A 23,902-nucleotide genomic window follows, 5' to 3' on the forward strand; every position below is an offset into this window, starting at 1 on the left:
ACACACCCACAGGAGTTTTAAGACGCATGTCTTCCCGCAATAATTCGGCGCGTATCGCCATCGTGATGGGGTCCAAAAGCGACTGGGCTACCATGCAGTTTACCGCAGAAATCCTTGATGCCCTGAACGTTCCGTACCATGTCGAAGTGGTCTCCGCCCATCGCACGCCCGATAAGCTGTTCAGCTTCGCTGAAAGCGCCGAAAGCCACGGTTATCAGGTGATTATTGCAGGGGCAGGCGGCGCGGCGCATCTGCCGGGCATGATTGCGGCGAAAACCCTGGTGCCGGTGCTCGGCGTACCGGTTCAGAGCGCGGCCTTAAGCGGTGTCGACAGCCTCTACTCCATTGTGCAGATGCCGCGCGGTATTCCGGTCGGTACCCTGGCCATCGGCAAAGCCGGGGCTGCAAACGCCGGTCTGCTCGCCGCGCAGATCCTCGCCCAGCATGATGCTGAACTCCACCAGCGCCTGAGCGCCTGGCGTCAGGCGCAAACCGATGAAGTGCTGGATAACCCGGACCCGCGGGGTGCGGCATGAAACAGGTATGCGTGCTCGGTAACGGCCAGTTAGGCCGTATGCTGCGCCAGGCCGGCGAGCCGCTGGGTATCGCCGTCTGGCCGGTGGGGCTGGAAGCCGACCCGGAAGCGGTGCCGTTCCAGCAGAGCGTCATCACCGCAGAAATTGAACGCTGGCCGGAAACCGCCCTCACCCGCGAGCTGGCCCGCCACCCGGCGTTTGTCAACCGCGACGTCTTCCCGATTATCGCCGATCGCCTGACGCAAAAGCAGCTGTTCGATAAGCTGGGCCTCGCCACTGCCCCGTGGCAGCTGCTGGCGGATAAAAGCGAGTGGCCGGCGGTGTTTGCCCGCCTTGGCGAACTGGCGATTGTTAAGCGTCGCGTTGGCGGCTACGACGGCCGCGGCCAGTGGCGTCTGCGGGAAAACGAGATCGATCAGCTGCCGGACGATAACTACGGCGAGTGCATCGTCGAGCAGGGGATTAACTTCTCCGGCGAAGTGTCGCTGGTAGGCGCCCGCGCCCAGGACGGCAGCACCGTCTTCTACCCGCTGACCCGCAACCTGCATCAGGACGGTATTCTGCGCGCCAGCGTCGCCTTCCCGCAGGCCAATGCCCGCCAGCAGGAGCAAGCGGAAAGCATGCTGACGGCGATCATGAACGAGCTGAACTACGTCGGCGTGATGGCGATGGAGTGCTTCGTCACCGCCGAGGGGCTGCTGATCAACGAGCTGGCGCCGCGCGTACACAACAGCGGCCACTGGACGCAAAATGGCGCCTCCATCAGCCAGTTTGAGCTGCATCTGCGAGCAATGACCGACCTTCCGCTGCCGCCGCCGGTGGTTAACAGCCCGTCGGTGATGATCAACCTGATCGGCACCGATCTCAATTACGACTGGCTGAAGCTGCCGCTGGTCCACCTGCACTGGTACGATAAAGATGTGCGCCAGGGTCGTAAAGTCGGCCACCTGAACCTGACCGACAGCGATACAGACCGTCTGAGCGCGACGCTGGAAGCGTTGAAGCCGCTGCTGCCAGCGGAATACGCCAGCGGTATCGTCTGGGCGCAGGCGCAGCTCAGCTAAGCCCTTCGTGCCGGGGATTTGATCTATCCCCTTCCCCGGCACACCTTGAGGCGCGTACAATCCCCCCCTTGCTGTAAAGCCCATTTCTGTTTTGACTTCAGAGGATACCCCATGACCAATGGGACGGATTATCGCGCCATTCTCGCCAGCGATACGCCACTGATTGACGTGCGCGCCCCGGTGGAGTTTAGCCAAAGCGCGATGCCGGCGGCGATCAACCTGCCGCTGATGAATGATGAAGAACGCGCCGCGGTTGGCACCTGCTACAAGCGCCAGGGGCCGGAAGCGGCGCTGGCGCTCGGCCATAAGCTGGTCCAGGGCGACCTGCGCGCCAGCCGGATCCAGGCCTGGCTGGAAGCGTGCGCCCGTTACCCGCACGGTTTCCTGTGCTGCGCTCGCGGCGGCCAGCGCTCGCATATCGTCCAGCAGTGGCTGAAAGAAGCTGGTGTGGATTACCCCCTGATCGTCGGCGGCTATAAAGCGCTGCGCCAGGCGGCGATCCAGGCCATCGACGCGCTGGTACAGCGACCGATCGTGCTGATTGGCGGCTGCACCGGCAACGGCAAAACCCAGCTGGTTTGCTCGCGCCCGGACGGTATCGATCTGGAAGGCCATGCCCACCACCGCGGCTCTTCGTTTGGCCGCACGCTACAGCCGCAGCATCCGCAGGCCACCTTTGAAAACCATTTGGCGGTTAGCCTGCTCAAAAAAGCCGAACAGCAGACGCGCTGGGTGCTGGAAGATGAAGGCCACATGATCGGCGCCAACCATCTGCCGGAGTGCCTGCGCATCCGCATGGCGCAATCGCCGCTGGCGGTGGTGGAAGATCCGTTTGACGTTCGCCTCGAACGGCTGCGCGAGGAGTATTTCGATCGCATGTATCGCGACTTTATCGCCGCCTATGGCGAAGAGAAAGGCTGGCAGGCATATGGCGAGTATCTGCATCACGGCCTGTTCGCCATCCGCCGTCGCCTGGGACTGCAGCGTTTTGCTCAGCTCACTGAACGCCTCGATGAGGCGCTGGCGCAGCAGCAGCGCACCACCAGCACCGAGTCGCACTTCGCCTGGCTGGTGCCGCTGCTGGAAGAATACTACGACCCGATGTATCGCTATCAGTTGGGGAAAAAAGCCGGGAAGATTATTTTTCGCGGCAACTGGCAGGAGGTCGCTGCCTGGCTGGCGGAGTAATCACACCCTCTCTTGTCCCGGCTTGCGGCGTAAACGCCTTAGCCGGGCTACGGGTCCGCAGACGGCGGTGAACCTGTAGCCCCGGTAAGCGCAGCGTCACCGGGGAATGGTTACCGCTTAGAAGTCGTAGCGCAGACGCACCAGGTTCATATCGCCCAGGTTGTCGGTGCTGGAGGTAAACACGTGCTCGTAGTCAACGCGGAAACCATAATCCAGCTGGAAGCTGATCCCCAGACCGTTATCAATACGCTGGTAGTTACGGCCGTTCACATATTCCAGGCGGTCGCCCATAAAGTACGGCTGAATAGATTTAACGGCATATTGATTGATCGGGAATTTATAGCCCGCAAAATATTCAATCCCCCAGGCGTCGCCGGCGAAGTAATTATGGACATCGGTTTTTTTGGTAGTGAGGAAGTTCTGATACCAGCCGCCGCCGAAGGAGAAAGTCCAGTTATCCGGGGTCCAGCTCAGCGCGGTACCGACGATGTTCTGGTCATAGGTTTTGCTGTCGGAACTTGACGGGTCGCGCATTTCGGCGCGGGTGTAGTTCCACGCGGTCCCCCAGGTCAGATCCTTCATGATGTGGTAGTCCGCGCCAATAGAACCGCCGCCTTTACGTTTATAGCGCAGACCATTACCCGGCAGGTATTCGCTGTCTTCGAACAGATAGGAGCCGTAAAGATCGACATCGCCAACGGTTTTCTTATATTTCAGCATATTACGTGAACGATAAGAACCATCATAATCGCCGTTAATACCGTTGCCCGGCGCCTGGGCAATCATATCGTAGTCCCAGATATCGGTTTTCACCCCGACCACATCATAGTAAATACTGTTTTGCTGACCGTAGGTTAACGTCCCCCAGGTATCGCTTTTCAGGCCGGTATACAGCATGCGGCGGGTGGTATTGTTCGCCCCTTCCGCGTAGTGATTATCCCAGTCGAACAGCGCCGGAATATTCACCCCCAGCTCGTAGTAGCTGATCCAGCTAATATCATCGAACAGATAGTAGTCCGCGGCGAAACGAAAGCGGGTGCCGCCGTCAAAACCGTTGCGCTTATAGGAGCCTTTATCCCCGTCGCCGGTCATCATATTGAACTGCGGGCGGATACTTCCGCCGACGGTAAAGTTAAGCCGGCTTAACGGATCCCCCGCCTGCGGATCCTGTTTTAGCAGGGTGATCTCCGCGTGGGCAGCCAATGACGTTAACGCTAATGCTGCGCCGATCGAGATCGCCAGCGTTTTTATTGTGTGTGCCATAGTTTTTCCTTGATTAATAAGCAACCTTATATTTTCCAGTTGAATATTAACCGCGAATCAGCACAGCGTGTTGCTGGGTTTTTAATGTTTCGTGCGCTTAAAAATCAATGGTTTATCAATTTGTGCGCTTAAAATAAAAGCGCCGCCAAAAACGGCGGCGCATCATCAACATGTAATATTCTTACTGGCTAAACTGACGGAATAGCGCTTTCCCTTTTAATAAACGCAGCCCCAGCCCGCCGCCGCACAGGGATAACAACACCGCTCCCGTCAGCGGCAGCATCACCCACAGCCGCCAGTCCGGCGCCCAGGGAAAATCAAAGACTTTAGTCTGCAGCATCGCCAGCGCCACTTCGGCGCCTATCGCCGCCACCAGGCCGGAGACCAGCCCCAACAGGGCAAACTCCGCCCACAGCGTGGCGCGCAGCAGCGATTTCCCGGCCCCCAGCGTGCGCCAGACCACCAGCTCCTGATGACGCTGACGCATACCGACCTGCACCTGCGCCAGCAACAGCAGCACGCCGCAGGCCGTCACAAGGCCTACCATCACCTCCAGCGCCCGGCTGACCTGGGAGAGCACCTGGCCGACCTGGCGCAGGATAGCGCCAATATCCAGCAGACTGACGGTGGGAAACTCGCGGTTCAGCTGGGTCAACATCGCAGGACCGTTATCCCAGCGGAAGCTGGTGAGCCAGCTCTGCGGCTGCCCGTCCAGCGCCCCGGTGGGGAAAATAAAGAAGAAGTTTGGCCGCAGGCTCTCCCAGTCGACTATGCGCACGCTGCTCACCTTCGCGCTGAACTCCTGCGTATCGCCGGTAAAGGTCACCGTATCGCCGATTGTCACTCCCAATCGCTGCGCCAGCCCCTCCTCAATCGATACCTCGCGCTGCTTCGGCGGCCAGCTGCCGGCCACCAGCGGATTATGATCCGGACGCTGTTCGCTCCAGGTGAGATTAAGCTCGCGATTCAGCGCTTCGTCTTTATTCCCGTCCGTGGACTGGCCGTTGATCTGCGTCAGACGAGCCCGGACGATCGGATAGAATTCCGCCGCCCGCGTCTGATGTTCGGCGAGGAAGGTCTTCACCGGCATTATCTGCTCAGGGGCGATATTGATCAGGAAGTAGTTCGGGCTCTCCGGGGGCAGCTGCTGCTGCCAGCGGTCGAGCAGATCGCCGCGCAGCACCAGCAGGAGCGCCAGCAGCATAAACGACAGGGAAAACGCCGCCAGCTGGCTGAGGGTCGACCACGGCTGGCGAAGCAGGCGATTCACCGCCAGACGCAGCGGCAAGGCTCTGAGCGTCAGGCGTTTGAGCAGCCACAGCAATCCCCAGCCCACCAGGCCGCACAGCAGCGCCAGCACTACCGCCCCGGCCAGCACTGACCACAGCAGCGGACTGCCGCCCATCAGCCACGCCAGCAGGCCCACCACCACGGCGCTGACCGTCGGGATCCAGATCTTCAGCGGCCAGACGCTGGCCACCACGTCCTGGCGCAGCACTCGCAGCGGCAGGGTCGCCAGCAGCAGCCGATACGGCCGCAGGCCCACCAGCAGGGAAATCACGCCGGTCGCGCCCACCGCCCACAGCCACGGCCAGCCGCTGGCCGGCGGGAGCGCGGCGGGCAGAACCGGTTTGAGCACCAGCAGCAGCAGGCGCTCCAGCGCCAGCCCCGCCACCCCGCCGGTTATCACCGACAGCGCCAGCAGCAGCAGCCACTGACCGACAATCAGCTTGCGCAGCTGCGCCCGTCCGGCGCCCAGCGTCTTGAGTATGGCGACCAGATCGTAGCGGCTGCGGCAGTAGTGGCCCATCGCCACGGCCACCGCCGCGACGGCCAGCAGCAGCGTCAACAGCGCGGATAACAACAGGAATTGCTGCGAGCGTTCGAGGGATTTGCCCAGCGCGCTGTCGTCCTGTTCAAGACCAATCCAGCGATGCTCCGGGCCGAGTTTCGGCAGCAGCCACTGCTCATAACGGGCCAGCTGTTCAGCGTCGCCGGCGAACTTATATCGCCATGCGACGCGACTGCCGGGCTGCACGGCGCCGGTTTTTGCCACGTCGGCCATATTCATCATCAGCCGCGGCGCCATCTGGAAGGGGTTAAACCCCGCATCCGGCTCCTGAATCACTTCCCCGGCAATGCGCAGCGTGGCGTCGCCAACGTCAATCGTATCGCCGTTTTTCAGGTTCAGCAGCGCCATGAGCCTTGGCGCCAGCAGGACGCTGCCCGCCCGGGGCTTCAGCCCCGGCGGCTGCGTCTCGAGAGTGCCATACAGCGGATAGCGGTCATCCACTGCCTTGACGTCCGCCAGCTGCGGCGTATCGCCCGCAAAGGTCATGGTGGCGAAGCTCAGCTGTTCGCCGACGCTCAGCCCTGACTTCCGCGCTTGCGCGATCCACTCAGCGGGCACCTCGCGCGAACTGCGCAGCGTCCGGTCGCCCGCCATAAACTCACGGCTTTGCTGACTGAGACCTTTCTCCATTCGATCGCTTATCGACCCCAAGGCCAGCACGCAAGCCACGGCGAGGCTTAACGCCAGCCAGACGATCAGCAGCGACGGCGAGCGCCATTCGCGCCAGAACCAGCGGGCGATCATGCTTCCTCCCGCAGCTGGCCATCCACCAGGCGCAGACGGCGGTCGCAGCGCGCCGCCAGCAGCGGATCGTGAGTGACGAGGATCAGGGTGGTGCCGTGTTCGCGATTAAGCGAGAACAGCAGATCGGCAATTTTGTCCCCGGTCTGGCGATCGAGGTTGCCGGTGGGCTCATCGGCGAACAGAATGGCCGGACGCCCATTGAAGGCCCGGGCCAGCGCCACCCGCTGCTGTTCGCCGCCGGAGAGCTGCGCCGGCAGGTGGTGCAGGCGTTTGCCAAGCCCCAGCTGCTCAAGCAGCGCCCGGGCATCGCCCCGGCTCTGGCTATCGCTGGCGCCGCGCAGCAGCGCCGGCAGCTCGACGTTCTCCAGGGCGTTGAGCGTTGGGATCAGCATAAACGACTGAAATACAAAACCGACGTGCTGCGCCCGCAGCGCCGCCCGCGCCTCCTCATCCATTCGATGCAGCGGTTTGCCCAGCATCGATACTTCCCCGCTGCTGCCATCGTCCAGGCCGGCGAGGATCGCCAACAGGGTCGATTTACCGGAGCCCGACTCGCCGATCAGGGCGATGGTCTGCCGCGGTTTGACAACCAGCTCAACTCCGGTAAGGATGGTGAGCTGATGCTCCCCCTGACCGACGGACTTCTTAAGATGATGAACTTCAAGTATGTTTTCCGCTGGCATGTGCCTTTCCTGTTTTTGTTCCTGTTTACCTGCCGCGCGATGGCGGCGGACACGCTGCTGATCCTCGGCGACAGCCTGAGCGCTGGCTATCGGATGGCGGCCAACACCGCGTGGCCTGCGCTGCTCAATGATAAGTGGCAGGCGAAAACGCCGGTGGTGAACGCCAGCATCAGCGGCGATACCTCCCAGCAGGGACTGGCCCGTCTGCCAGCGCTGCTTAAGCAGCATCAGCCGCGCTGGGTGCTGGTTGAGCTCGGCGGCAACGACGGGCTGCGCGGCTTTCCGCCGCAGCAGACCGAGCAGACGCTGCGCACCATCATTCAGACGATCAAAGCGGCCAACGCCGAGCCGCTGCTGATGCAAATTCACCTGCCGGCGAACTATGGCCGCCGCTATAATGAAGCCTTCGGCGCGATTTACCCGGCCCTGGCCAAAGAGTTCGCTATTCCTCTCCTGCCCTTTTTTATGGAGGAGGTGTATCTGAAACCCCAGTGGATGCAGGACGACGGCATTCACCCGAATCGCGACGCGCAGCCGTTTATCGCCGACTGGATGGCGAACCGGCTGGCTCCCTTAGTTAATCATGACTCCTGAACGCCAGGGGTCGCTGACAGGTAAAGTTATGCAAAAAACGGTTTTAGTGACAGGCTGTTCCAGCGGAATTGGTCTGGAAAGCGCGCTGGATTTAACCCGCGAGGGCTTTCGCGTGCTGGCGGCCTGCCGCAAAGCGGAGGACGTGGCGCGAATGCAGGAGCTGGGGCTAACCGGTATTTTGCTCGATCTGGACGACCCGCAGAGCGTGGAGCGCGCGGCGGCGGAGGTGATTGCGCTGACCGATAATCGTCTCTACGGCCTGTTCAATAACGCCGGATACGGCGTCTATGGCCCGCTGAACACCATCAGCCGCCAGCAGATGGAACAGCAGTTTTCCGCCAACTTTTTTGGCGCCCATCAGCTCACCATGCTGCTGCTGCCGGCGATGACCCCGCACGGCGAAGGGCGCATCGTGATGACCTCCTCGGTGATGGGGCTTATCGCCAGCCCCGGCCGCGGCGCCTACGCCGCCAGCAAATATGCCCTTGAGGCATGGTCCGATGCGCTGCGCATGGAGCTGCGCCACAGCGGTATTCAGGTCAGCCTGATTGAACCGGGCCCGATCCGCACCCGCTTTACCGATAACGTCAACCAGACGCAAAGCGACAAGCCCGTTGAAAACCCGGGCATCGCCGCCCGTTTTACCCTCGGGCCGGAGGCGGTGGTGGAAAAAGTACGCCACGCTTTTACCAGCGATAAGCCGAAGCTGCGCTACCCGGTCACCCTGGTCACCCACGCGGTGGCGCTGCTCAAACGCCTGCTGCCAGCCCGCGCGATGGACAAAATTATCCACGGCTGAGTTGAAGCGCGGAATGCCGCCCCCATGTAAAACAGAAATCGACTAACGAGAAATGCCCATGTCCGAACAGAATATTGTCAACATTAGCGAAGCGAACCTGCAGCAGACGCTACAGCAGTCTATGAACGTCCCGGTGCTGTTTTACTTCTGGTCTGCCCGCAGCCAGCACTGCGAACAGCTGACCCCGGTTCTTGAGCGTCTGGCCGCGCAATACAATGGCCAGTTTACGCTGGCGAAGGTCGATTGCGACGCTGAGCAGATGCTCGCTTCACAGTTTGGTCTGCGCGCCATCCCTACGGTTTATCTGTTCCAGAACGGCCAGCCGGTGGACGGTTTTGAAGGCCCGCAGCCGGAAGAAGCGATCCGCGCCCTGCTGGATAAAGTCCTGCCCCGCGAAGAGGAGCTGAAAGCTCAGCAGGCGCTGGCCCTGATGCAGGAAGAAAAATACGCCGATGCCCTGCCGCTGCTGAAGGAAGCCTGGCAGCTGTCGAATCAGGAGAGCCAGATTGGCCTGCTGCTGGCGGAAACGCTGATTGCCCTGCACCGTTCCGATGAAGCGGAAAGCGTGCTGAAAACCATCCCGCTGCAGGATCAGGATACCCACTATCAGGGTCTGGTGGCGCAGATTGAGCTGCTCAAACAGGCCGCCGACACGCCGGAAATCCAGCAGCTGCAGCAGCAGGTGGAACAGAATCCGGAGGATGCGCTGCTGGCCTCCCAGCTGGCGCTACAGCTGCATCAGGTCGGGCGTAACGAAGAAGCGCTGGCGCTGCTGTTCAGCCATCTGCAGAAGGATTTAGGCGCCGGCGACGGCCAGGCGCGCAAGATGCTGCAGGAGATCCTCGCCGCCCTCGGTACCGGCGATGCGCTGGCCGCCAAATACCGCCGTCAGCTCTATTCGCTGCTGTACTAATTCGTTGCCTGCCCCGGATAGCGCTGCGCTATCCGGGCTATGCGAACGAGGCGCAACGTAGCCTTAGCAACCCGGGATCGTTCACGGGCGTTTTTTCAGCTGCGTCACCACCAGCTGATGGCGGGCGTTGAAGAACTTCCGGTAGGTCAAATAGCCGGCGATAATCGTCGACAGGCTGGCGGTCGACAGCAGCATAAAAGTTACCATGATCTGGTACTTAATCGCCTTCACCGGGTCAATACCGGCAAAAATTAGTCCCGACATCATCCCTGGCAAACTCACCAGGCCGACCGTTTTCGCTGAATCGACGGTGGGAATCAATGACGCGCGGATGCTGTCGCGGATCAGCCGCGCCGAGGCCATCTTCGGCGTCGCGCCGAGGCTGAGCTTCTCCTGAATCTGCTGCTGCTCGCTGCTGAAGCGCTGGCCCATATTGTTGTAGCACAGCCCCACCGCCACCATGGCGTTCCCGGCCACCATCCCGGCAATCGGGATCACCTGCATCGGCACGAAGGCTATCGAGCCAGAGAACACCAGCACCGCCAGCGTCAGCCCGGCGCCGGTGGTGATGGCGATAAATGACGAGACAAACGCCTTATCGATATATTTACTGCGCTTTTTGGCATTCCACGCCGCGTTAAAGCAGATAAACAGCACCATCAACAGCGTCAGAACCGCATGGTTGACGTTAAAGATATATTTCAGCACATAGCCGACGATAATCAGCTGCACGATCGCCCGGCCGATGCTCCAGAGAATATCTTTTTCCAGCGCCAGCTTTTCCCGATAGCTCACCAGAATAGCGATCAGCACCAGCACCATCGACAGCGCCAGCGATTCGTTCGTAATGTTATGCCCGTTCATGCTGTGCCTCCCGCATGTTTCCGCCGGCAGGTTGCAGCGTAATTACTTCATCGGCATGCGAAATTTCATTGCGATCGTGGGTGACCCATAGAACAGCGACCTGTTTTTCCGTCGCGTAGCCATGAATAATGTCATTCACATTCTGTTTATTACTGTCATCCAGCGCGCTGGTAATTTCGTCCAGCAGCAGCACGCGCGGCAGAAATTGTAAATTGCGGATCAGCGATACGCGCTGCTTTTCACCGCCCGACAGTTCGTTAATCGATTTTTCCAGCATATTTTCGCCAAGACCAAAGCGCTGCAGATCGGCCACCAGCGCCTGCGGATCCGGTTGTTTATTACGGATCTGCCACGGAAAAATCAGGTTATCGTAGACTGAATCCCCGAACAGCGCCGGCGTCTGCGCACAATAAGAGACCTGCTGGCGATACCTTTCCGGCGACAGCGTCGCGACATCGGCATCATCGAAAAACAGACGTCCGGAGGTCGGGCTGAGCAGCGAGGCGATAATTTTCAGCAAGGTGCTTTTCCCGCAGCCGGAAGGCCCGGTAATCAACTTGAATTCCCCGGGTCTGAGCTGAAGGTTGATATTATGTAAAATAACTGCGTCGTCGGTCTTAAATCCCACATCCTCGAGACGCAAAAGCGCGTTATTTTCCTTCATGAGTCTTCCTGATTATTTTCTGAAACACCGCTAGTTTACCCCACTTTCCTTTCTCCAGGATGAGGAGAAAGATATACTCAATTTAAACATGCGCTATTTCCTTGTAGCGCCCCACCAGGCAACAAGACAGGAGGTTTTTGATGCTGATTTTTATTCCTATCCTTATTTTCGTCGCGCTGGTCATTGTGGCCGCGGCGGTGAAAATCGTCCCGCAGGGCTACCAGTGGACGGTGGAGCGCTTCGGGCGTTTTACCCAGACGCTGCAGCCGGGATTAAGCTTAGTCGTGCCGTTTATGGACCGCATCGGCCGCAAAGTGAACATGATGGAGCAGGTGCTCGACATCCCGTCACAGGAGGTGATCTCCCGGGATAACGCCAACGTCACTATCGACGCCGTTTGCTTTATTCAGGTGGTTGACGCGCCGAAGGCCGCCTACGAGGTCAGCAATCTTGAGCAGGCGATCGTCAACCTGACGATGACCAACATCCGTACCGTGCTCGGCTCGATGGAGCTGGACGAAATGCTCTCCCAGCGCGACAGCATTAACACCCGCCTGCTGCATATCGTTGACGACGCCACCAACCCGTGGGGGGTGAAAATCACCCGCGTCGAAATTCGCGACGTTCGCCCACCGGCGGAACTTATCGCCTCGATGAACGCCCAGATGAAAGCCGAACGAACCAAGCGCGCTTATATTCTCGAGGCCGAAGGGGTGCGTCAGGCGGAAATACTGAAAGCGGAAGGGGAAAAGCAGTCGCAGATCCTCAAGGCGGAGGGCGAGCGGCAGTCCGCGTTCCTGCAGGCGGAGGCCCGCGAGCGTTCCGCTGAAGCGGAAGCCCGCGCCACCCAGATGGTCTCCTCGGCGATCGCCTCAGGCGATATTCAGGCGATCAACTACTTCGTGGCGCAGAAATACACCGATGCGCTGCAGCAGATTGGCGCCGCCAACAACAGTAAAGTGGTGCTGATGCCGCTGGATGCCAGCAGCCTGATGGGATCGATCGCCGGGATCAGCGAGCTGATCAAAGAAGGCGCTGGCGATCGGAAAAAATCATGATCGACCTGATCCTCGCCCCCCCCCATCTGTTCTGGCTAAGCCTCGGCGGGCTGCTGCTGGCGGCCGAGATGCTGGGCGGCAGCGGATACCTGCTATGGAGCGGCGTCGCCGGCGTGGTGACCGGCGCCCTGACCTGGCTCCTGCCGCTGAGCTGGGAATGGCAAGGCACGCTGTTTGCCGTCCTCACCCTGCTGGCGGCGTGGCTGTGGTCGAAGTGGCTGCGCAAGCGCGTCAAACTGCAGCATTCTGCCGATGCTCAACTCAACCAGCGCGGGCTACAGCTGATTGGCCGCCGTCTGACGCTGGATACCCCCCTGGTAAACGGCCGCGGCCACGTGCGCGTGGGCGACAGCTCCTGGCCGGTGATGGCTGACGAGGACCTCGCCGCGGGCAGCAAGGTCGAAGTGGTCGCCGTGGAAGGGATTACGCTGCGGATCAGACCCGTTGTTCGTTAAGCCTGCGCCTTGCGATGACAGCAGCCGGAAAGATTATCGATAATCGGGCACTCCGCGCTGTCGTCGCCGGGGCAGGATTCAGCCAGCGCCAGCAGGTGCGCGCGCATATTTTGCAGCTCGCGGATATGGTTCTCGATATCCGCCACTTTCTCCAGCGTGCGTTTTTTCACATCGGCGCTGTGCCGTGACGGGTCGTTGAATAGCGCCACCAGCTCGCGGCACTCTTCCAGATTAAACCCCACCTGCCGCGCCTGACGCAGCAGCGTGAGCTCATCGAGATGCTGCTGACCGTAGGTGCGGTAGCCGTTTTCGCTCCGCAACGGCGGCGTCACCAGCCCCTTCTCTTCGTAAAAACGAATCGCTTTGCTGGTTAAACCGGTTTTTTTCGCCACATCGCTGATATTCATTTTTTCTCCTTGACCTTCCCCTTGCTGGAAGGTTTAACCTTCTTAATACTCGATGAAAGAGTGGTTCTGGTCAATCGTTGACCGGAAAATTATTCAGGAGTTATTTATGTCTAACACTATCGACCTGACGCTGGATGGCCTCTCCTGCGGCCACTGCGTTAAACGCGTGAAAGAGAGTCTGGAGCAGCGTCCTGACGTTGAGCAAGCGGAAGTCACCCTCACTGAAGCCCATGTGACGGGCAGCGCCAGCGCACAAGCGCTGATTGAAACCGTTAAACAAGCCGGATACGGCGCGGAGCTCAGCCACCCAAAGGCTAAACCGCTGGCAGAATCATCAATCCCGTCGGAAGCACTGACAGCGGCCACTCCTGAGCTTCCGGCAGCCCATGACGAAGATGACAGTCAACAGCTGCTGATCAACGGCATGAGCTGCGCCAGCTGCGTCTCCCGGGTACAGAACGCGCTTGCCGCGGTGCCGGGCGTCTCACAGGCGCGGGTTAACCTGGCGGAACGCACGGCGCTGGTGATGGGCAGTGCGTCCGCCGCAGAATTAGTGCAGGCGGTGGAGAAAGCGGGCTACGGCGCGGAGGCAATCGAGGACGATCTGGAACGCCGCGAACGGCAGCAGGAAACCGCCATCGCCACCATGAAACGTTTTCGCTGGCAGGCGATTGTCGCCCTGCTGGTCGGCGTGCCGGTGATGGTCTGGGGCATGATCGGCGATAACATGATGGTCAGCGACGACAACCGTTCGCTGTGGCTGGTCATCGGCCTCGTCACCCTGGCGGTGATGGTCTTCGCCGGCGGCCACTTCTACCGCAGCGCGTGGAAAAGCCTGAAAAACGGCACCGCCACCATGGATACGCTGGTGGCGCTCGGTACCGGCGTCGCCTGGCTGTACTCGATGAGCGTCAACCTGTGGCCACAGTGGTTCCCGATGGAAGCCCGCCATCTCTATTACGAAGCCAGCGCAATGATTATCGGCCTGATTAACCTCGGCCATATGCTGGAGGCCCGCGCCCGCCAGCGCTCCTCAAAAGCGCTGGAAAAACTGCTCGACCTGACGCCGCCTTCGGCGCGGGTCGTTACGCCCGAGGGCGAGAAAGATCTGCCGCTCGCTGAAGTTCAGGCCGGCATGACGCTGCGCCTGACGACCGGCGACCGCGTCCCGGTCGACGGCGTGATAAGCCAGGGGGAAGCCTGGTTTGATGAAGCGATGCTCACCGGCGAACCGGTACCGCAGCAAAAAGGCGACGGCGACGCCATTCACGCCGGCACCGTAGTGCAGGACGGCAGCGTGCTGTTCACCGCCAGCGCCGTCGGCAGCCAGACAACGCTGGCACGTATTATCCGCATGGTACGCCAGGCGCAGAGCAGCAAGCCGGAGATCGGCCAGCTGGCGGATAAAATCTCCGCGGTGTTTGTCCCGGCGGTGGTCGCCATTGCGCTGATTAGCGCTGCGATCTGGTACTTCTTCGGCCCGGCGCCGCAGATCGTCTATACCCTGGTGATCGCCACCACGGTACTGATTATCGCCTGTCCGTGCGCCTTAGGCCTGGCGACGCCGATGTCGATTATCTCCGGCGTTGGCCGGGCGGCGGAATACGGCGTGCTGGTGCGCGACGCCGATGCTCTGCAGCGCGCCAGTGAACTCGACACCCTGGTGTTCGATAAAACCGGCACCCTGACCGAAGGCAAGCCGCAGGTGGTGGCGGTGAAAACTTTCGCAGACGTTGATGAGATGACCGCGCTGCGTCTTGCCGCCGCGCTCGAGCAGGGTTCAAGCCATCCGCTGGCGCGAGCGATCCTTGATAAAGCCGGAGACAGCCCGTTGCCGGAAGTGAGCGGCTTCCGCACCCTGCGCGGCCTTGGCGTCAGCGGCGAAGCGGAAGGCCATCGCCTGCTGCTCGGTAACCAGGCGCTGCTCAACGAGCAACATATCGCCACCGGCGATATAGAAAGCGAGATGATGGCGCAGGCCTCGCGCGGGGCTACGCCGGTGCTGCTGGCGGTAGATGGTCAGGCGGCCGCGCTGTTCGCCATCCGTGACCCGCTACGCGAAGACAGCGTCGACGCTCTGGCGCGCCTGCATCGTCAGGGCTACCGCCTGGTGATGCTCACCGGAGATAACCCCACTACCGCGAATGCTATCGCCAAAGAAGCCGGCATTGATGAAGTGATTGCCGGCGTGCTACCGGACGGTAAAGCCGACGCCATTAAGCGTCTGCAGAGCCAGGGGCACAAAGTGGCGATGGTGGGCGATGGGATTAACGACGCCCCGGCGCTGGCGCAGGCGGATGTCGGGATCGCCATGGGCGGCGGCAGCGATGTCGCCATTGAAACGGCGGCGATCACCCTGATGCGCCATAGTCTTCACGGCGTGGCCGATGCGCTGGCGATTTCGAAGGCGACCTTACGCAATATGAAGCAGAACCTGCTGGGGGCCTTTGTCTACAACTCGCTGGGCATCCCGATTGCCGCCGGGATCCTCTGGCCGCTGACCGGCACGTTGCTCAATCCGGTGGTCGCCGGCGCGGCGATGGCGCTGTCGTCGATTACCGTGGTGAGTAACGCTAACCGCCTGCTGCGCTTTAAACCAAAAGCATAAGCGCTGTCCAGGAAAGCGGGCGCTGAAAGGGTCGGCGCCCGCTTTTTTACCGGGACAAGAAAAGCCCGCCGGAAGGGTGACGTGTATCACCATATGCGCTAGCATGAATGCCTCACACTTCGGAGCGCGTATGGGCCTGTTAAACCGGATAAAAATGCTGTGGCGAGCCGCCGTCGGCTCGTCTTATTCCTGGCCTGCGATGGATATCGTCCTGCCCGGCGAACGCTATCTGCACCTCGTCGGCAGCATCCATATGGGCACCCGCGATATGGCGCCGCCGCCAGCGAAGCTGCTGAAAAAAATACGCCAGGCCGATGCGTTAATCGTTGAGGCCGATATCAGCGGCAATGAAACCCCGTTTAGCCATCTCCCCGCTTATCCGCCGCTGGCGGAGCGCCTGAGCGACGCGCAGCTGAGCGAGCTACAGACGCGAGCCGGAGAACTCGGCCTGTCGGTCGCGCTATTCGACAGCCAGCCGCTGTGGCAGGTGGCGATGGTTCTGCAGGCCACCCAGGCGCAGAAGCTGGGGCTGCGGCCGGATTACGGTATCGATTATCAGTTGCTGATGGCCGCCCGCGAGAGCAACATAGCGGTGATGGAGCTGGAAGGCGCCGACAGCCAGATCGCGCTGCTGCGCGACCTGCCCGATGGCGGAATGGCGCTGCTGGAGGATACGCTGACCCACTGGCGCACCAACGCCCGTTTACTGCAGGTCATGATCGGCTGGTGGCTGGAGCAACCGCCGTCGCGCGGCGCGGTATCGCTGCCGACGACCTTCAGCCAGTCTTTATATGATGTGCTGATGCACCAGCGCAATCTCGCCTGGCGCGAGACGCTGCTGGCCCTGCCGCCGGGGCGCTACGTGGTCGCCGTCGGCGCGCTGCATCTGTATGGCGAAGGGAATCTGCCGGATATGCTGACATAAAAAAATGGCCAATATTGCTATTGGCCCGTCAAAGAGGAATTTCATCATTATTATTATCCCGGGATTTGCATCCCGGATCGTCTGATTGTCGCTCAAAGTGACCATCACTGCCAACACTATTGCGCAAGATGGTACTATTTTTTAGACAACCTGCGGGCGTATTCTGACGTCACGCAAAACCGGTTGGTAAGAAGGATAGCTATGACTCCCGCCGTTAAATTACTCGAAAAAAACAAAATCCCCTTTCAGATCCACAGTTACGATCACGATCCCAATGAGACCAACTTCGGTGATGAAGTGGTGCGCAAGCTCGGCCTCAATGCCGACCAGGTTTACAAGACCCTGCTGGTCGCCGTAAATGGCGATATGAAGCATCTGGCGGTCGCCGTCACCCCGGTCGCCGGGCAGCTGGATTTGAAGAAAGTGGCGAAAGCGCTGGGCGCCAAGAAAGTCGACATGGCCGACCCGATGGTGGCGCAGCGTATCACCGGCTATCTGGTGGGCGGTATCAGTCCGCTGGGGCAGAAGAAGCGCCTGCCGACGGTGATTGACGCCCCGGCGCAGGAATTTGCCACCATTTACATTTCCGGCGGCAAACGCGGGCTGGATATTGAGCTGGCGGCCAGCGATCTGGCGCAGCTGCTGGATGCGAAGTTCGCCGATATCGCCCGCCGCGATTGATGACGCGCCCCGTGCCCGGTAAGCGCAGCGCCACCGGGAAAGCGCCCGGATAGCGACGCAGCGCGCTTTATCCGGGCTTCCCCTCAGGGTTACTGCCAGCTCACCTCGCCTTTCGGCTCATAGGCGGCGGCATCCAGCGGCGAGTTCTTCTCGATATACTCTTTCAGCACTTCGGCATCGATAAAGCCGGTATTCACATACCCGGGTTTATCGGCGATGTTCGGATAGCCATCGCCGCCGGTGGCGTTAAAGCTCAGCGTCGCCATCCGGTAGGTCTTCGCCGGATCCACCGGTTCGCCTTTGATTTTCAGATCGTTCAACTTGCCGTCTTTGGCCACAAAGCTGACGTTCGCAAACTGCGGATAGGCGCCGGAATCCGGCTTCATCTGCGCGACGGCGGTCAGGTAATCCACCACCTCTTTGCCGCTCATATCGACATAGGTCAGCACATTGCCGAACGGCTGGACCTTCATCACATCCTTGTAGGTGATATCGCCCGCCTCGATGGAGTCGCGGATCCCGCCGCCGCTCATCACCGCGAAATCCGCGTTACTGCGCGCCATCTGCGCCGCCAGCAGCAGGTGGCCCATATTGGTCTGTACGAAGCGCACTTTACTGCGATCGCCCTCCAGATGACCATTCACGCTGCCGATCTTGACCTGCAGTTGCGCCTTACCTTTGTTCTGGAACGGCGTCAGCAGCGACATCATCTGCGGGTTCTCCGCGATCTGCGGCGTATACAGCACCCGCTCGCTTTGGCCGTTATCGTATGTCACTTTTTTCTTCAGGTTGACCGGGATCAGCTGATAGTGCACCAGCTTTATCTCACCGTTGCGGAACTCAAAATCGGCGCGGCCGACGTATTTGCCCCACTCATGCGCCTGGACGATCCAGATACCGTTCTGGCGATCCGGGGCGCACGGCGTCCCTGGCACATAGTCGACCTGTTTTTTATTTTCCGACGCCATGCACACCGGATCCTGTGAGTGACCGCCGACGATCATCGCCAGCGAGCCCGCGGGTAAACTGCGGGCCATCTCGACATCCCCCGGCGCGTTAGACCCGTGGTTGCCGTTGTCATAGTGGCCCATATGGGTGGTGGCCAGGATCACGTCCGGCTTTTCATTCTGCTGCAGCTCCTGGATCACCAGCTTCGCCTCTTCCGCCGGTTTGCGGAATTCGATATCGGTGAAATATTCCGGATTGCCAATCTTGGCCGTATCGTCAGTGGTTAAGCCAATTACCGCGATTTTTAACCCGCCGCGTTTAAACAGCGCCCAGGGTTTGAACAGCCGTTCGCCGGTGCTTTTCTGATAAATATTGGCCGACAGGAACGGAAACTTCGCCCACTTTTCCTGCTGGCGCAGCACGCTCAGCGGATTATCAAACTCATGGTTCCCCACCGCCATCGCGTCGTAGCCGATCAAGTTCATGCCGCGAAAATCGGGCTCTGCATCCTGTAAATCAGACTCCGGCACCCCGGTATTGATATCCCCGCCGGACAGCAGCAGAACGCTACCGCCTTCGGCCGCCACCTCTTTACGAATACCGTCCACCAGCGTTTTTTGCGCCGCCAGGCCATATTCGCCGTAGTCATTGCGCCAGAAATGGCCGTGGTGATCGTTGGTGTGCAGGATGGTAATTTTATAGGTTTTATCCTGCTCATAGGCCTGCGCGGACAGGCTGCCCAGCGATAAAGCGGCGAATAACGCCAGCGCCACGCTGTGTTTGAAATAATGCATGCTTCACTCCCTGACTTAATCCCAAGTGCCGAAAGTATAGCGAGTTAGCCGCGTTGACAAATATGTTTTCAGAATTGCGACTTCCTTCAAACCTTATCAACAGGTATGTTAGTCGGATAATAATTCTACCCGTCATACTTCAAGTTGCATGTGCGTTGGCAATAACTCGGCCCATCCCTGGGCCTCGCCCTTACGGGCGCAGTGAACTGCGTTCAAATTCGTTCCTGACGAATTTGTCCTCGCTCACCCCAGTCACTTACGAGAGTAAGCTCCTGGGGATTCGCTGCGTCGCCGCCTGCCTGCAACTCGAATTATTTAGGGTAACAACCTGCATTCTCTACAACAAATCGAACTCGCTGAAGTGAACCTATGACAACCAACCAATCCGCTCAGACCTTACCCAGTACCGACGCGCCGCCGCAAAAAGCGCGCACCTCGTTTGGCATCTTAGGCGCGATCAGCCTGTCCCATTTGCTTAACGATATGATCCAGTCGCTCATACTCGCTATCTACCCGCTGCTGCAAGCCGAGTTCTCCCTTACCTTCGTGCAGATTGGGATGATCACCCTCACCTTCCAGCTCACCTCATCGCTGTTCCAGCCGGTGATTGGCTACATCACCGATAAACGATCGATGCCGTGGTCGCTGCCGGTGGGCATGTGCTTTACCCTCTGCGGTTTGATCCTGCTGGCGCTGGCCGGTAGCTTCGGTATGGTGCTGCTGGCCGCCGCGCTGGTGGGTACCGGCTCCTCGGTTTTCCATCCGGAATCATCCCGCGTGGCACGGATGGCCTCCGGCGGCCGTCACGGCCTGGCCCAGTCGCTGTTCCAGGTCGGCGGCAACTTCGGCAGTTCGCTTGGCCCGCTGCTGGCGGCGGTGATCATCGCCCCGTATGGTAAAGGCAACGTCGCCTGGTTCGTGCTGGCCGCCCTGCTGGCTATCGTCGTGCTGTCGCAAATCAGCCGCTGGTACGCCGCGCAGCACCGGATGAATAAGGGCAAACCGAAGCCGGCGATCGTCAATCCGCTGCCGCGCAATAAGGTGATTCTGGCGGTAGGTATTCTGCTGATGCTGATTTTCTCGAAATACTTCTATATGGCGAGCATCAGCAGCTATTACACCTTTTATCTGATGCATAAGTTCGGCTTATCGGTGCAAAACGCCCAGCTGCATCTGTTTGCCTTCCTGTTCGCGGTGGCCGCCGGGACGGTGATTGGCGGGCCCGTTGGCGATAAGATTGGACGAAAATATGTTATTTGGGGCTCTATCCTCGGCGTGGCGCCTTTCACCCTTGTTTTACCCTATGCCAACCTGGAATGGACCGGGATTTTAACGGTGATCATTGGTTTTATCCTCGCCTCGGCCTTCTCCGCTATTCTGGTCTATGCACAGGAGCTGCTGCCGGGACGTATCGGCATGGTTTCAGGCCTGTTTTTCGGCTTCGCCTTTGGTATGGGCGGCCTTGGCGCCGCGGTCCTGGGCCTGCTGGCGGACCATACCAGCATCGACCTGGTGTATAAAATCTGCGCCTTCCTGCCGCTGCTGGGATTCCTGACGATATTTCTTCCTGATAACCGGCAAAAAGCCTGATTAACCGGCGGCCAAAGTGTAACGCTGGCCGCCGTTACCCCTTGCGCCATCGGCCTGATGCGCGCATTCCTCCCTCGATTTTCCCTTCTGTGCCTTTTTATCCCCTAATTGCATTTTTTTGCACAATTCAAGAATTATTCATAAACAAAGTGAACGTTTTTGTCATAAACTATTACGCGGACAGGGTAGCAAAATGGACCGATTTACCACTGGAAAGGAGACGGAATGCACCACGCAACACCGCTAATCACCACCATTGTCGGCGGCCTCGTGCTCGCCTTTATTCTCGGCATGATTGCCAATAAGCTACGTATTTCTCCTCTGGTGGGATATCTCTTAGCGGGCGTGCTGTCCGGACCTTTCACCCCTGGCTTTGTTGCTGACACCAAACTGGCTCCGGAACTGGCGGAGCTCGGCGTGATCCTGCTGATGTTCGGCGTCGGCCTGCATTTCTCCCTCAAGGATCTGATGGCGGTAAAGTCGATCGCCATTCCCGGGGCCATCGCCCAGATAGCCGTGGCGACGCTGTTGGGTATGGCGCTCTCCGCCGCCCTTGGCTGGTCGCTGATGACCGGCATCGTCTTTGGTCTGTGCCTCTCCACCGCCAGTACCGTGGTGCTGCTGCGCGCCCTGGAGGAACGACAGCTGATTGACAGTCAGCGCGGGCAGATCGCCATCGGCTGGCTGATTGTGGAAGACCTGGTGATGGTCCTGACGCTGGTCCTGCTGCCGGCGGTGGCCGGTATGGCGGAGAAAGGCAACCTCGGCTTCGCTTCCCTGGCCCTCGACCTCGGGATCACCATTGGCAAAGTGGTGGCCTTTATCGCCATTATGATGCTGGTCGGCCGGCGGCTGGTGCCGTGGATCATGTCGCGCAGCGCGGCCACCGGCTCGCGCGAGCTGTTCACCCTGTCGGTGCTGGCTCTGGCGCTGGGCATCGCCTTCGGCGCCGTGGAGCTGTTTGATGTCTCCTTCGCCCTCGGCGCCTTCTTTGCGGGTATGGTGCTTAACGAATCCGAGCTAAGCCACCGCGCCGCTCATGACACCCTGCCGCTGCGCGACGCCTTCGCGGTGCTGTTCTTTGTCTCCGTCGGCATGCTGTTTGACCCGATGGTGCTGGTCCAGCAGCCGCTGGCGGTGCTGGCGACGCTGGCGATCATTATCTTTGGTAAATCCGCAGCCGCCTTTTTCCTCGTGCGTATGTTTGGCCATTCGCCGCGTACCGCACTGACCATTGCCGCCAGCCTGGCGCAGATTGGTGAGTTTGCCTTTATTCTCGCCGGCCTGGGGATGGCGCTTAACCTGCTGCCGCAGGCCGGGCAAAACCTGGTACTGGCCGGAGCGATCATCTCGATTATGCTCAACCCGGTACTGTTCACTCTGCTGGAGAAATATCTCGATAAAACCGAAACCCTCGACGAGCAGACCCTGGAAGAGGTGCTGGAAGACGAGAAGCAGGTGCCGGTCGATATCTGCAACCACGCGCTGCTGGTCGGTTTTGGCCGCGTCGGCAGCCTGCTGGGCGAGAAGCTGATGGCCCAGGGGATCCCGCTGGTGGTGGTTGAAACCTCGCGCACCCGCGTGGATGAGCTACGCGAGCGCGGGATCAGCGCGGTGCTGGGCAATGCCGCCAATGAAGAGATCATGGAGCTGGCGCATCTCGACTGCGCCCGCTGGCTGCTGCTGACCATTCCCAACGGCTATGAGGCCGGCGAGATTGTCGCTTCCGCACGGGAAAAATGTCCGCATATAGAGATTATCGCCCGCGCCCATTATGATGACGAAGTGGATTACATTATCGACCGTGGGGCCAATCAGGTGGTGATGGGCGAGCGGGAAATTGCCCGCGCCATGCTGCAGCTTCTGGAAACGCCACCCGCCGGTGAAGTGGTCACCGGCTGATGTTCTGCCCTCTCCCGTCGGGAGAGGGACTCGCTTACCGATCCCAGTACGCCTCTTCCAGGCTGTCCTCACGTTCCGGCAGGCCGCGGGTTAAGCGCGGCGAGTGCTGGTTCAGCACCTGATAGCTCACGCGGTTGGCATATTTACACACCTGCGCCAACGAGGAGTAGGTCAGCCATTTGCATTTGTGTTTGCTGGAGTTGGGGACGTTATTGCGATGGTAGTTATTGGCGGTGATGTCATGCAGCAGCGCCGCCAGCGCGCCGTCCCCTGCGCCGTTGGTGTTCATGATCTTCTCCGGGCCGCCCATATACGGCGCAATGTGCGAATAAATCCGCAGCGGATTGACGCAGTCCTGGTGACGCATCGCGCGACTGAATTCGAACTGGTTAAATTCCGGGATCGCCCCCGGCAGCAGCGGATGCTGGGTCTTACGCTTCGCCTCTTCTTCAGTGAAGCCCGCCATATACAGCCCCGCCGGTCCGGCGGTGCACAGCACCAGGTCGACCCAGTCCAGCGCTTTATCCGCCGCCGTCAGCGGATCGGCAAAGCCGGTCAGTGCTTCCCCTTCCTCTTCATTCATCGCCAGAATCGAGACATGCTCCTGCAGGAACTGCTGCCACCACGCCGGGTTATCGGCAATCACGTATTTGGTTCCAAGAGTTAACACCACCGGCACATCATGCTTTTTGGCATACTCGATGGCTTTCATCGTCGCGTCCGGCATCGGCTCGCCCGGCTTGCAGCGTACCAGGTAGGAGGTCAGCACCAGCGCCGAGGCGCCGGCGATCACCGCTTCCGGAATGCTTTCCGGGCGCAGCTTGTTCATATGACCCGGGCTGATGGCGAAGGTGCGCTCGCCGCTGTCGCTGATCAGGGTGAAGCAGCGGCCAATGGCGCCGTCGACGCCCTGCAGATAGTTCAGATCGGTACGGCTGGAGGTATTGCACAGGTAGCGATAGGCATAGCCGCCGATTTCGATATTGCTGCACATGACGCCAAGCAACACCGAGCGATCGTCCGCCAGCACCGAGTAGTTGTGCATGGTATTGCCGATCGTGCCGCCGGCAAACTGATGGGTAATAAGATTATTGCGCACCAGCTCCTGGTACAGCGCCTCGGCGACGTCATCTTCAATCACCAGCGAGTGGCCCGCGCTCAGGCCGTAGCGCACGATAAACGCCTCATCCACTTTCGCTTCGATATCCACCAGCGTCTGGTCGATACCCACCACCCAGGAGACGCTGGATTCATTCTCCGGCTGAATTTGCTGCAGCAGCGGGTCGCGGGCGTTAACGGGAAAATAGTGTTTGGATTTGCGTTTACCGGGAAATTTCATAGTGGCGCTTAAATAACAGGGAACAAGCGGG

22 protein-coding genes are annotated in these 23,902 nt (G+C 59.9%); 14 read left to right on the forward strand and 8 right to left on the reverse strand.

Annotated elements, in window-relative coordinates:
- Positions 1 to 26: 26 nt before the first annotated feature.
- From purE to mnmH, 3 genes are all read left to right on the forward strand, one after another.
- Complete coding sequence (purE, locus tag ABLX76_RS07740; protein WP_004151322.1) at positions 27 to 536, forward strand: 5-(carboxyamino)imidazole ribonucleotide mutase; 510 nt, start codon at positions 27 to 29, stop codon at positions 534 to 536.
- Positions 533 to 1,600 carry a 5-(carboxyamino)imidazole ribonucleotide synthase gene (gene purK, locus ABLX76_RS07745; protein WP_348874392.1) on the forward strand — a complete coding sequence of 356 codons (1,068 nt, stop codon included), beginning with the start codon at positions 533 to 535 and terminating at the stop codon, positions 1,598 to 1,600. The genes purE and purK overlap by 4 nt, the downstream gene beginning before the upstream one ends.
- Positions 1,601 to 1,711: 111 nt before the next feature.
- Complete coding sequence (gene mnmH / locus ABLX76_RS07750; protein ID WP_348874394.1) at positions 1,712 to 2,788, forward strand: tRNA 2-selenouridine(34) synthase MnmH; 1,077 nt, start codon at positions 1,712 to 1,714, stop codon at positions 2,786 to 2,788.
- Between the two features lie 117 nt (positions 2,789 to 2,905).
- Here the strand turns inward: mnmH and ABLX76_RS07755 are convergent, their stop codons facing one another.
- Positions 2,906 to 4,051, reverse strand: coding sequence for a porin (locus tag ABLX76_RS07755; RefSeq protein WP_243805484.1), 1,146 nt, complete (start codon positions 4,049 to 4,051; stop codon positions 2,906 to 2,908).
- A gap of 91 nt (positions 4,052 to 4,142) precedes the next feature.
- Here ABLX76_RS07755 and ABLX76_RS07760 point away from each other — a divergent pair, with 91 nt between their 5' ends.
- Positions 4,143 to 4,256: a hypothetical protein gene (locus tag ABLX76_RS07760; RefSeq protein WP_032428640.1), complete on the forward strand. Its 114-nt coding sequence runs from the start codon at positions 4,143 to 4,145 to the stop codon at positions 4,254 to 4,256.
- On the opposite strand, the gene ybbP is transcribed toward ABLX76_RS07760, so the two are convergent.
- Positions 4,233 to 6,647, reverse strand: a complete 2,415-nt coding sequence (ybbP, locus tag ABLX76_RS07765; RefSeq protein ID WP_348874396.1) for a putative ABC transporter permease subunit YbbP — start codon at positions 6,645 to 6,647, stop codon at positions 4,233 to 4,235. The genes ABLX76_RS07760 and ybbP overlap by 24 nt on opposite strands.
- Positions 6,644 to 7,330 (reverse strand): putative ABC transporter ATP-binding protein YbbA, encoded by a 687-nt coding sequence (ybbA, locus tag ABLX76_RS07770; protein ID WP_032454210.1) that lies wholly within the window; start codon positions 7,328 to 7,330, stop codon positions 6,644 to 6,646. The genes ybbP and ybbA overlap by 4 nt, the downstream gene beginning before the upstream one ends.
- Between ybbA and tesA the strand changes: the two genes are divergently transcribed.
- Genes tesA through ABLX76_RS07785 form a run of 3 tightly spaced genes read left to right on the forward strand, consistent with a single transcriptional unit; the run spans position 7,301 to position 9,636 of the window.
- Entirely contained in the window at positions 7,301 to 7,924 is a 624-nt protein-coding gene (gene tesA, locus ABLX76_RS07775; protein ID WP_348874441.1) for a multifunctional acyl-CoA thioesterase I/protease I/lysophospholipase L1, read from the forward strand. The two genes, ybbA and tesA, sit on opposite strands and share 30 nt — an antisense overlap.
- Positions 7,914 to 8,723: an SDR family oxidoreductase gene (locus ABLX76_RS07780; protein ID WP_072096484.1), complete on the forward strand. Its 810-nt coding sequence runs from the start codon at positions 7,914 to 7,916 to the stop codon at positions 8,721 to 8,723. The genes tesA and ABLX76_RS07780 overlap by 11 nt, the downstream gene beginning before the upstream one ends.
- Positions 8,724 to 8,781: 58 nt before the next feature.
- Positions 8,782 to 9,636, forward strand: a complete 855-nt coding sequence (locus ABLX76_RS07785; RefSeq protein WP_023288662.1) for a co-chaperone YbbN — start codon at positions 8,782 to 8,784, stop codon at positions 9,634 to 9,636.
- 81 nt (positions 9,637 to 9,717) lie between these two features.
- Here the strand turns inward: ABLX76_RS07785 and fetB are convergent, their stop codons facing one another.
- Together fetB and fetA are read right to left on the reverse strand one after the other, a co-directional pair.
- Entirely contained in the window at positions 9,718 to 10,500 is a 783-nt protein-coding gene (gene fetB / locus ABLX76_RS07790) for an iron export ABC transporter permease subunit FetB (RefSeq protein WP_348874398.1), read from the reverse strand.
- Positions 10,487 to 11,164 (reverse strand): iron ABC transporter ATP-binding protein FetA, encoded by a 678-nt coding sequence (gene fetA / locus ABLX76_RS07795; protein WP_086075287.1) that lies wholly within the window; start codon positions 11,162 to 11,164, stop codon positions 10,487 to 10,489. The genes fetB and fetA overlap by 14 nt, the downstream gene beginning before the upstream one ends.
- Before the next feature lie 140 nt (positions 11,165 to 11,304).
- Here fetA and ABLX76_RS07800 point away from each other — a divergent pair, with 140 nt between their 5' ends.
- Together ABLX76_RS07800 and ABLX76_RS07805 are read left to right on the forward strand one after the other, a co-directional pair.
- Entirely contained in the window at positions 11,305 to 12,222 is a 918-nt protein-coding gene (locus ABLX76_RS07800; RefSeq protein ID WP_004204723.1) for an SPFH domain-containing protein, read from the forward strand.
- A complete protein-coding gene (locus tag ABLX76_RS07805) occupies positions 12,219 to 12,677 on the forward strand; it encodes an NfeD family protein (RefSeq protein ID WP_348874400.1) in 459 nt (152 codons plus the stop codon). The genes ABLX76_RS07800 and ABLX76_RS07805 overlap by 4 nt, the downstream gene beginning before the upstream one ends.
- On the opposite strand, the gene cueR is transcribed toward ABLX76_RS07805, so the two are convergent.
- A complete protein-coding gene (gene cueR, locus ABLX76_RS07810) occupies positions 12,674 to 13,084 on the reverse strand; it encodes a Cu(I)-responsive transcriptional regulator (protein WP_004204725.1) in 411 nt (136 codons plus the stop codon). The genes ABLX76_RS07805 and cueR overlap by 4 nt on opposite strands.
- 106 nt (positions 13,085 to 13,190) lie before the next feature.
- On the opposite strand from cueR, the gene copA reads away from it, so the two are divergent.
- From copA to ybaK, 3 genes are all read left to right on the forward strand, one after another.
- Complete coding sequence (gene copA, locus ABLX76_RS07815; protein ID WP_044521405.1) at positions 13,191 to 15,692, forward strand: copper-exporting P-type ATPase CopA; 2,502 nt, start codon at positions 13,191 to 13,193, stop codon at positions 15,690 to 15,692.
- Between the two features lie 130 nt (positions 15,693 to 15,822).
- Positions 15,823 to 16,617, forward strand: coding sequence for a TraB/GumN family protein (locus ABLX76_RS07820; protein WP_023288658.1), 795 nt, complete (start codon positions 15,823 to 15,825; stop codon positions 16,615 to 16,617).
- A 201-nt stretch (positions 16,618 to 16,818) separates the two neighbouring features.
- Entirely contained in the window at positions 16,819 to 17,298 is a 480-nt protein-coding gene (gene ybaK, locus ABLX76_RS07825) for a Cys-tRNA(Pro)/Cys-tRNA(Cys) deacylase YbaK (RefSeq protein WP_004204728.1), read from the forward strand.
- Positions 17,299 to 17,387: 89 nt separating this feature from the next.
- On the opposite strand, the gene ushA is transcribed toward ybaK, so the two are convergent.
- The gene (gene ushA, locus ABLX76_RS07830; protein ID WP_348874401.1) at positions 17,388 to 19,040 is read right to left on the reverse strand and encodes a bifunctional UDP-sugar hydrolase/5'-nucleotidase UshA; all 1,653 of its coding nucleotides are present in this window, start codon (positions 19,038 to 19,040) and stop codon (positions 17,388 to 17,390) included.
- A 369-nt stretch (positions 19,041 to 19,409) separates the two neighbouring features.
- On the opposite strand from ushA, the gene ABLX76_RS07835 reads away from it, so the two are divergent.
- Together ABLX76_RS07835 and ybaL are read left to right on the forward strand one after the other, a co-directional pair.
- Positions 19,410 to 20,630, forward strand: a complete 1,221-nt coding sequence (locus tag ABLX76_RS07835; protein WP_348874402.1) for an MFS transporter — start codon at positions 19,410 to 19,412, stop codon at positions 20,628 to 20,630.
- A gap of 225 nt (positions 20,631 to 20,855) precedes the next feature.
- Positions 20,856 to 22,532, forward strand: coding sequence for a YbaL family putative K(+) efflux transporter (gene ybaL, locus ABLX76_RS07840; RefSeq protein WP_023288655.1), 1,677 nt, complete (start codon positions 20,856 to 20,858; stop codon positions 22,530 to 22,532).
- A gap of 34 nt (positions 22,533 to 22,566) precedes the next feature.
- Here ybaL and ABLX76_RS07845 read toward each other — a convergent pair whose 3' ends face one another.
- Positions 22,567 to 23,871 (reverse strand): inosine/guanosine kinase, encoded by a 1,305-nt coding sequence (locus tag ABLX76_RS07845; protein WP_023288654.1) that lies wholly within the window; start codon positions 23,869 to 23,871, stop codon positions 22,567 to 22,569.
- Positions 23,872 to 23,902 lie beyond the last annotated feature (31 nt).

The sequence above is a fragment of the Klebsiella sp. JB_Kp004 genome, from assembly GCF_040065795.1.
In the GTDB taxonomy this organism is placed as follows: domain Bacteria; phylum Pseudomonadota; class Gammaproteobacteria; order Enterobacterales; family Enterobacteriaceae; genus Klebsiella; species Klebsiella quasipneumoniae.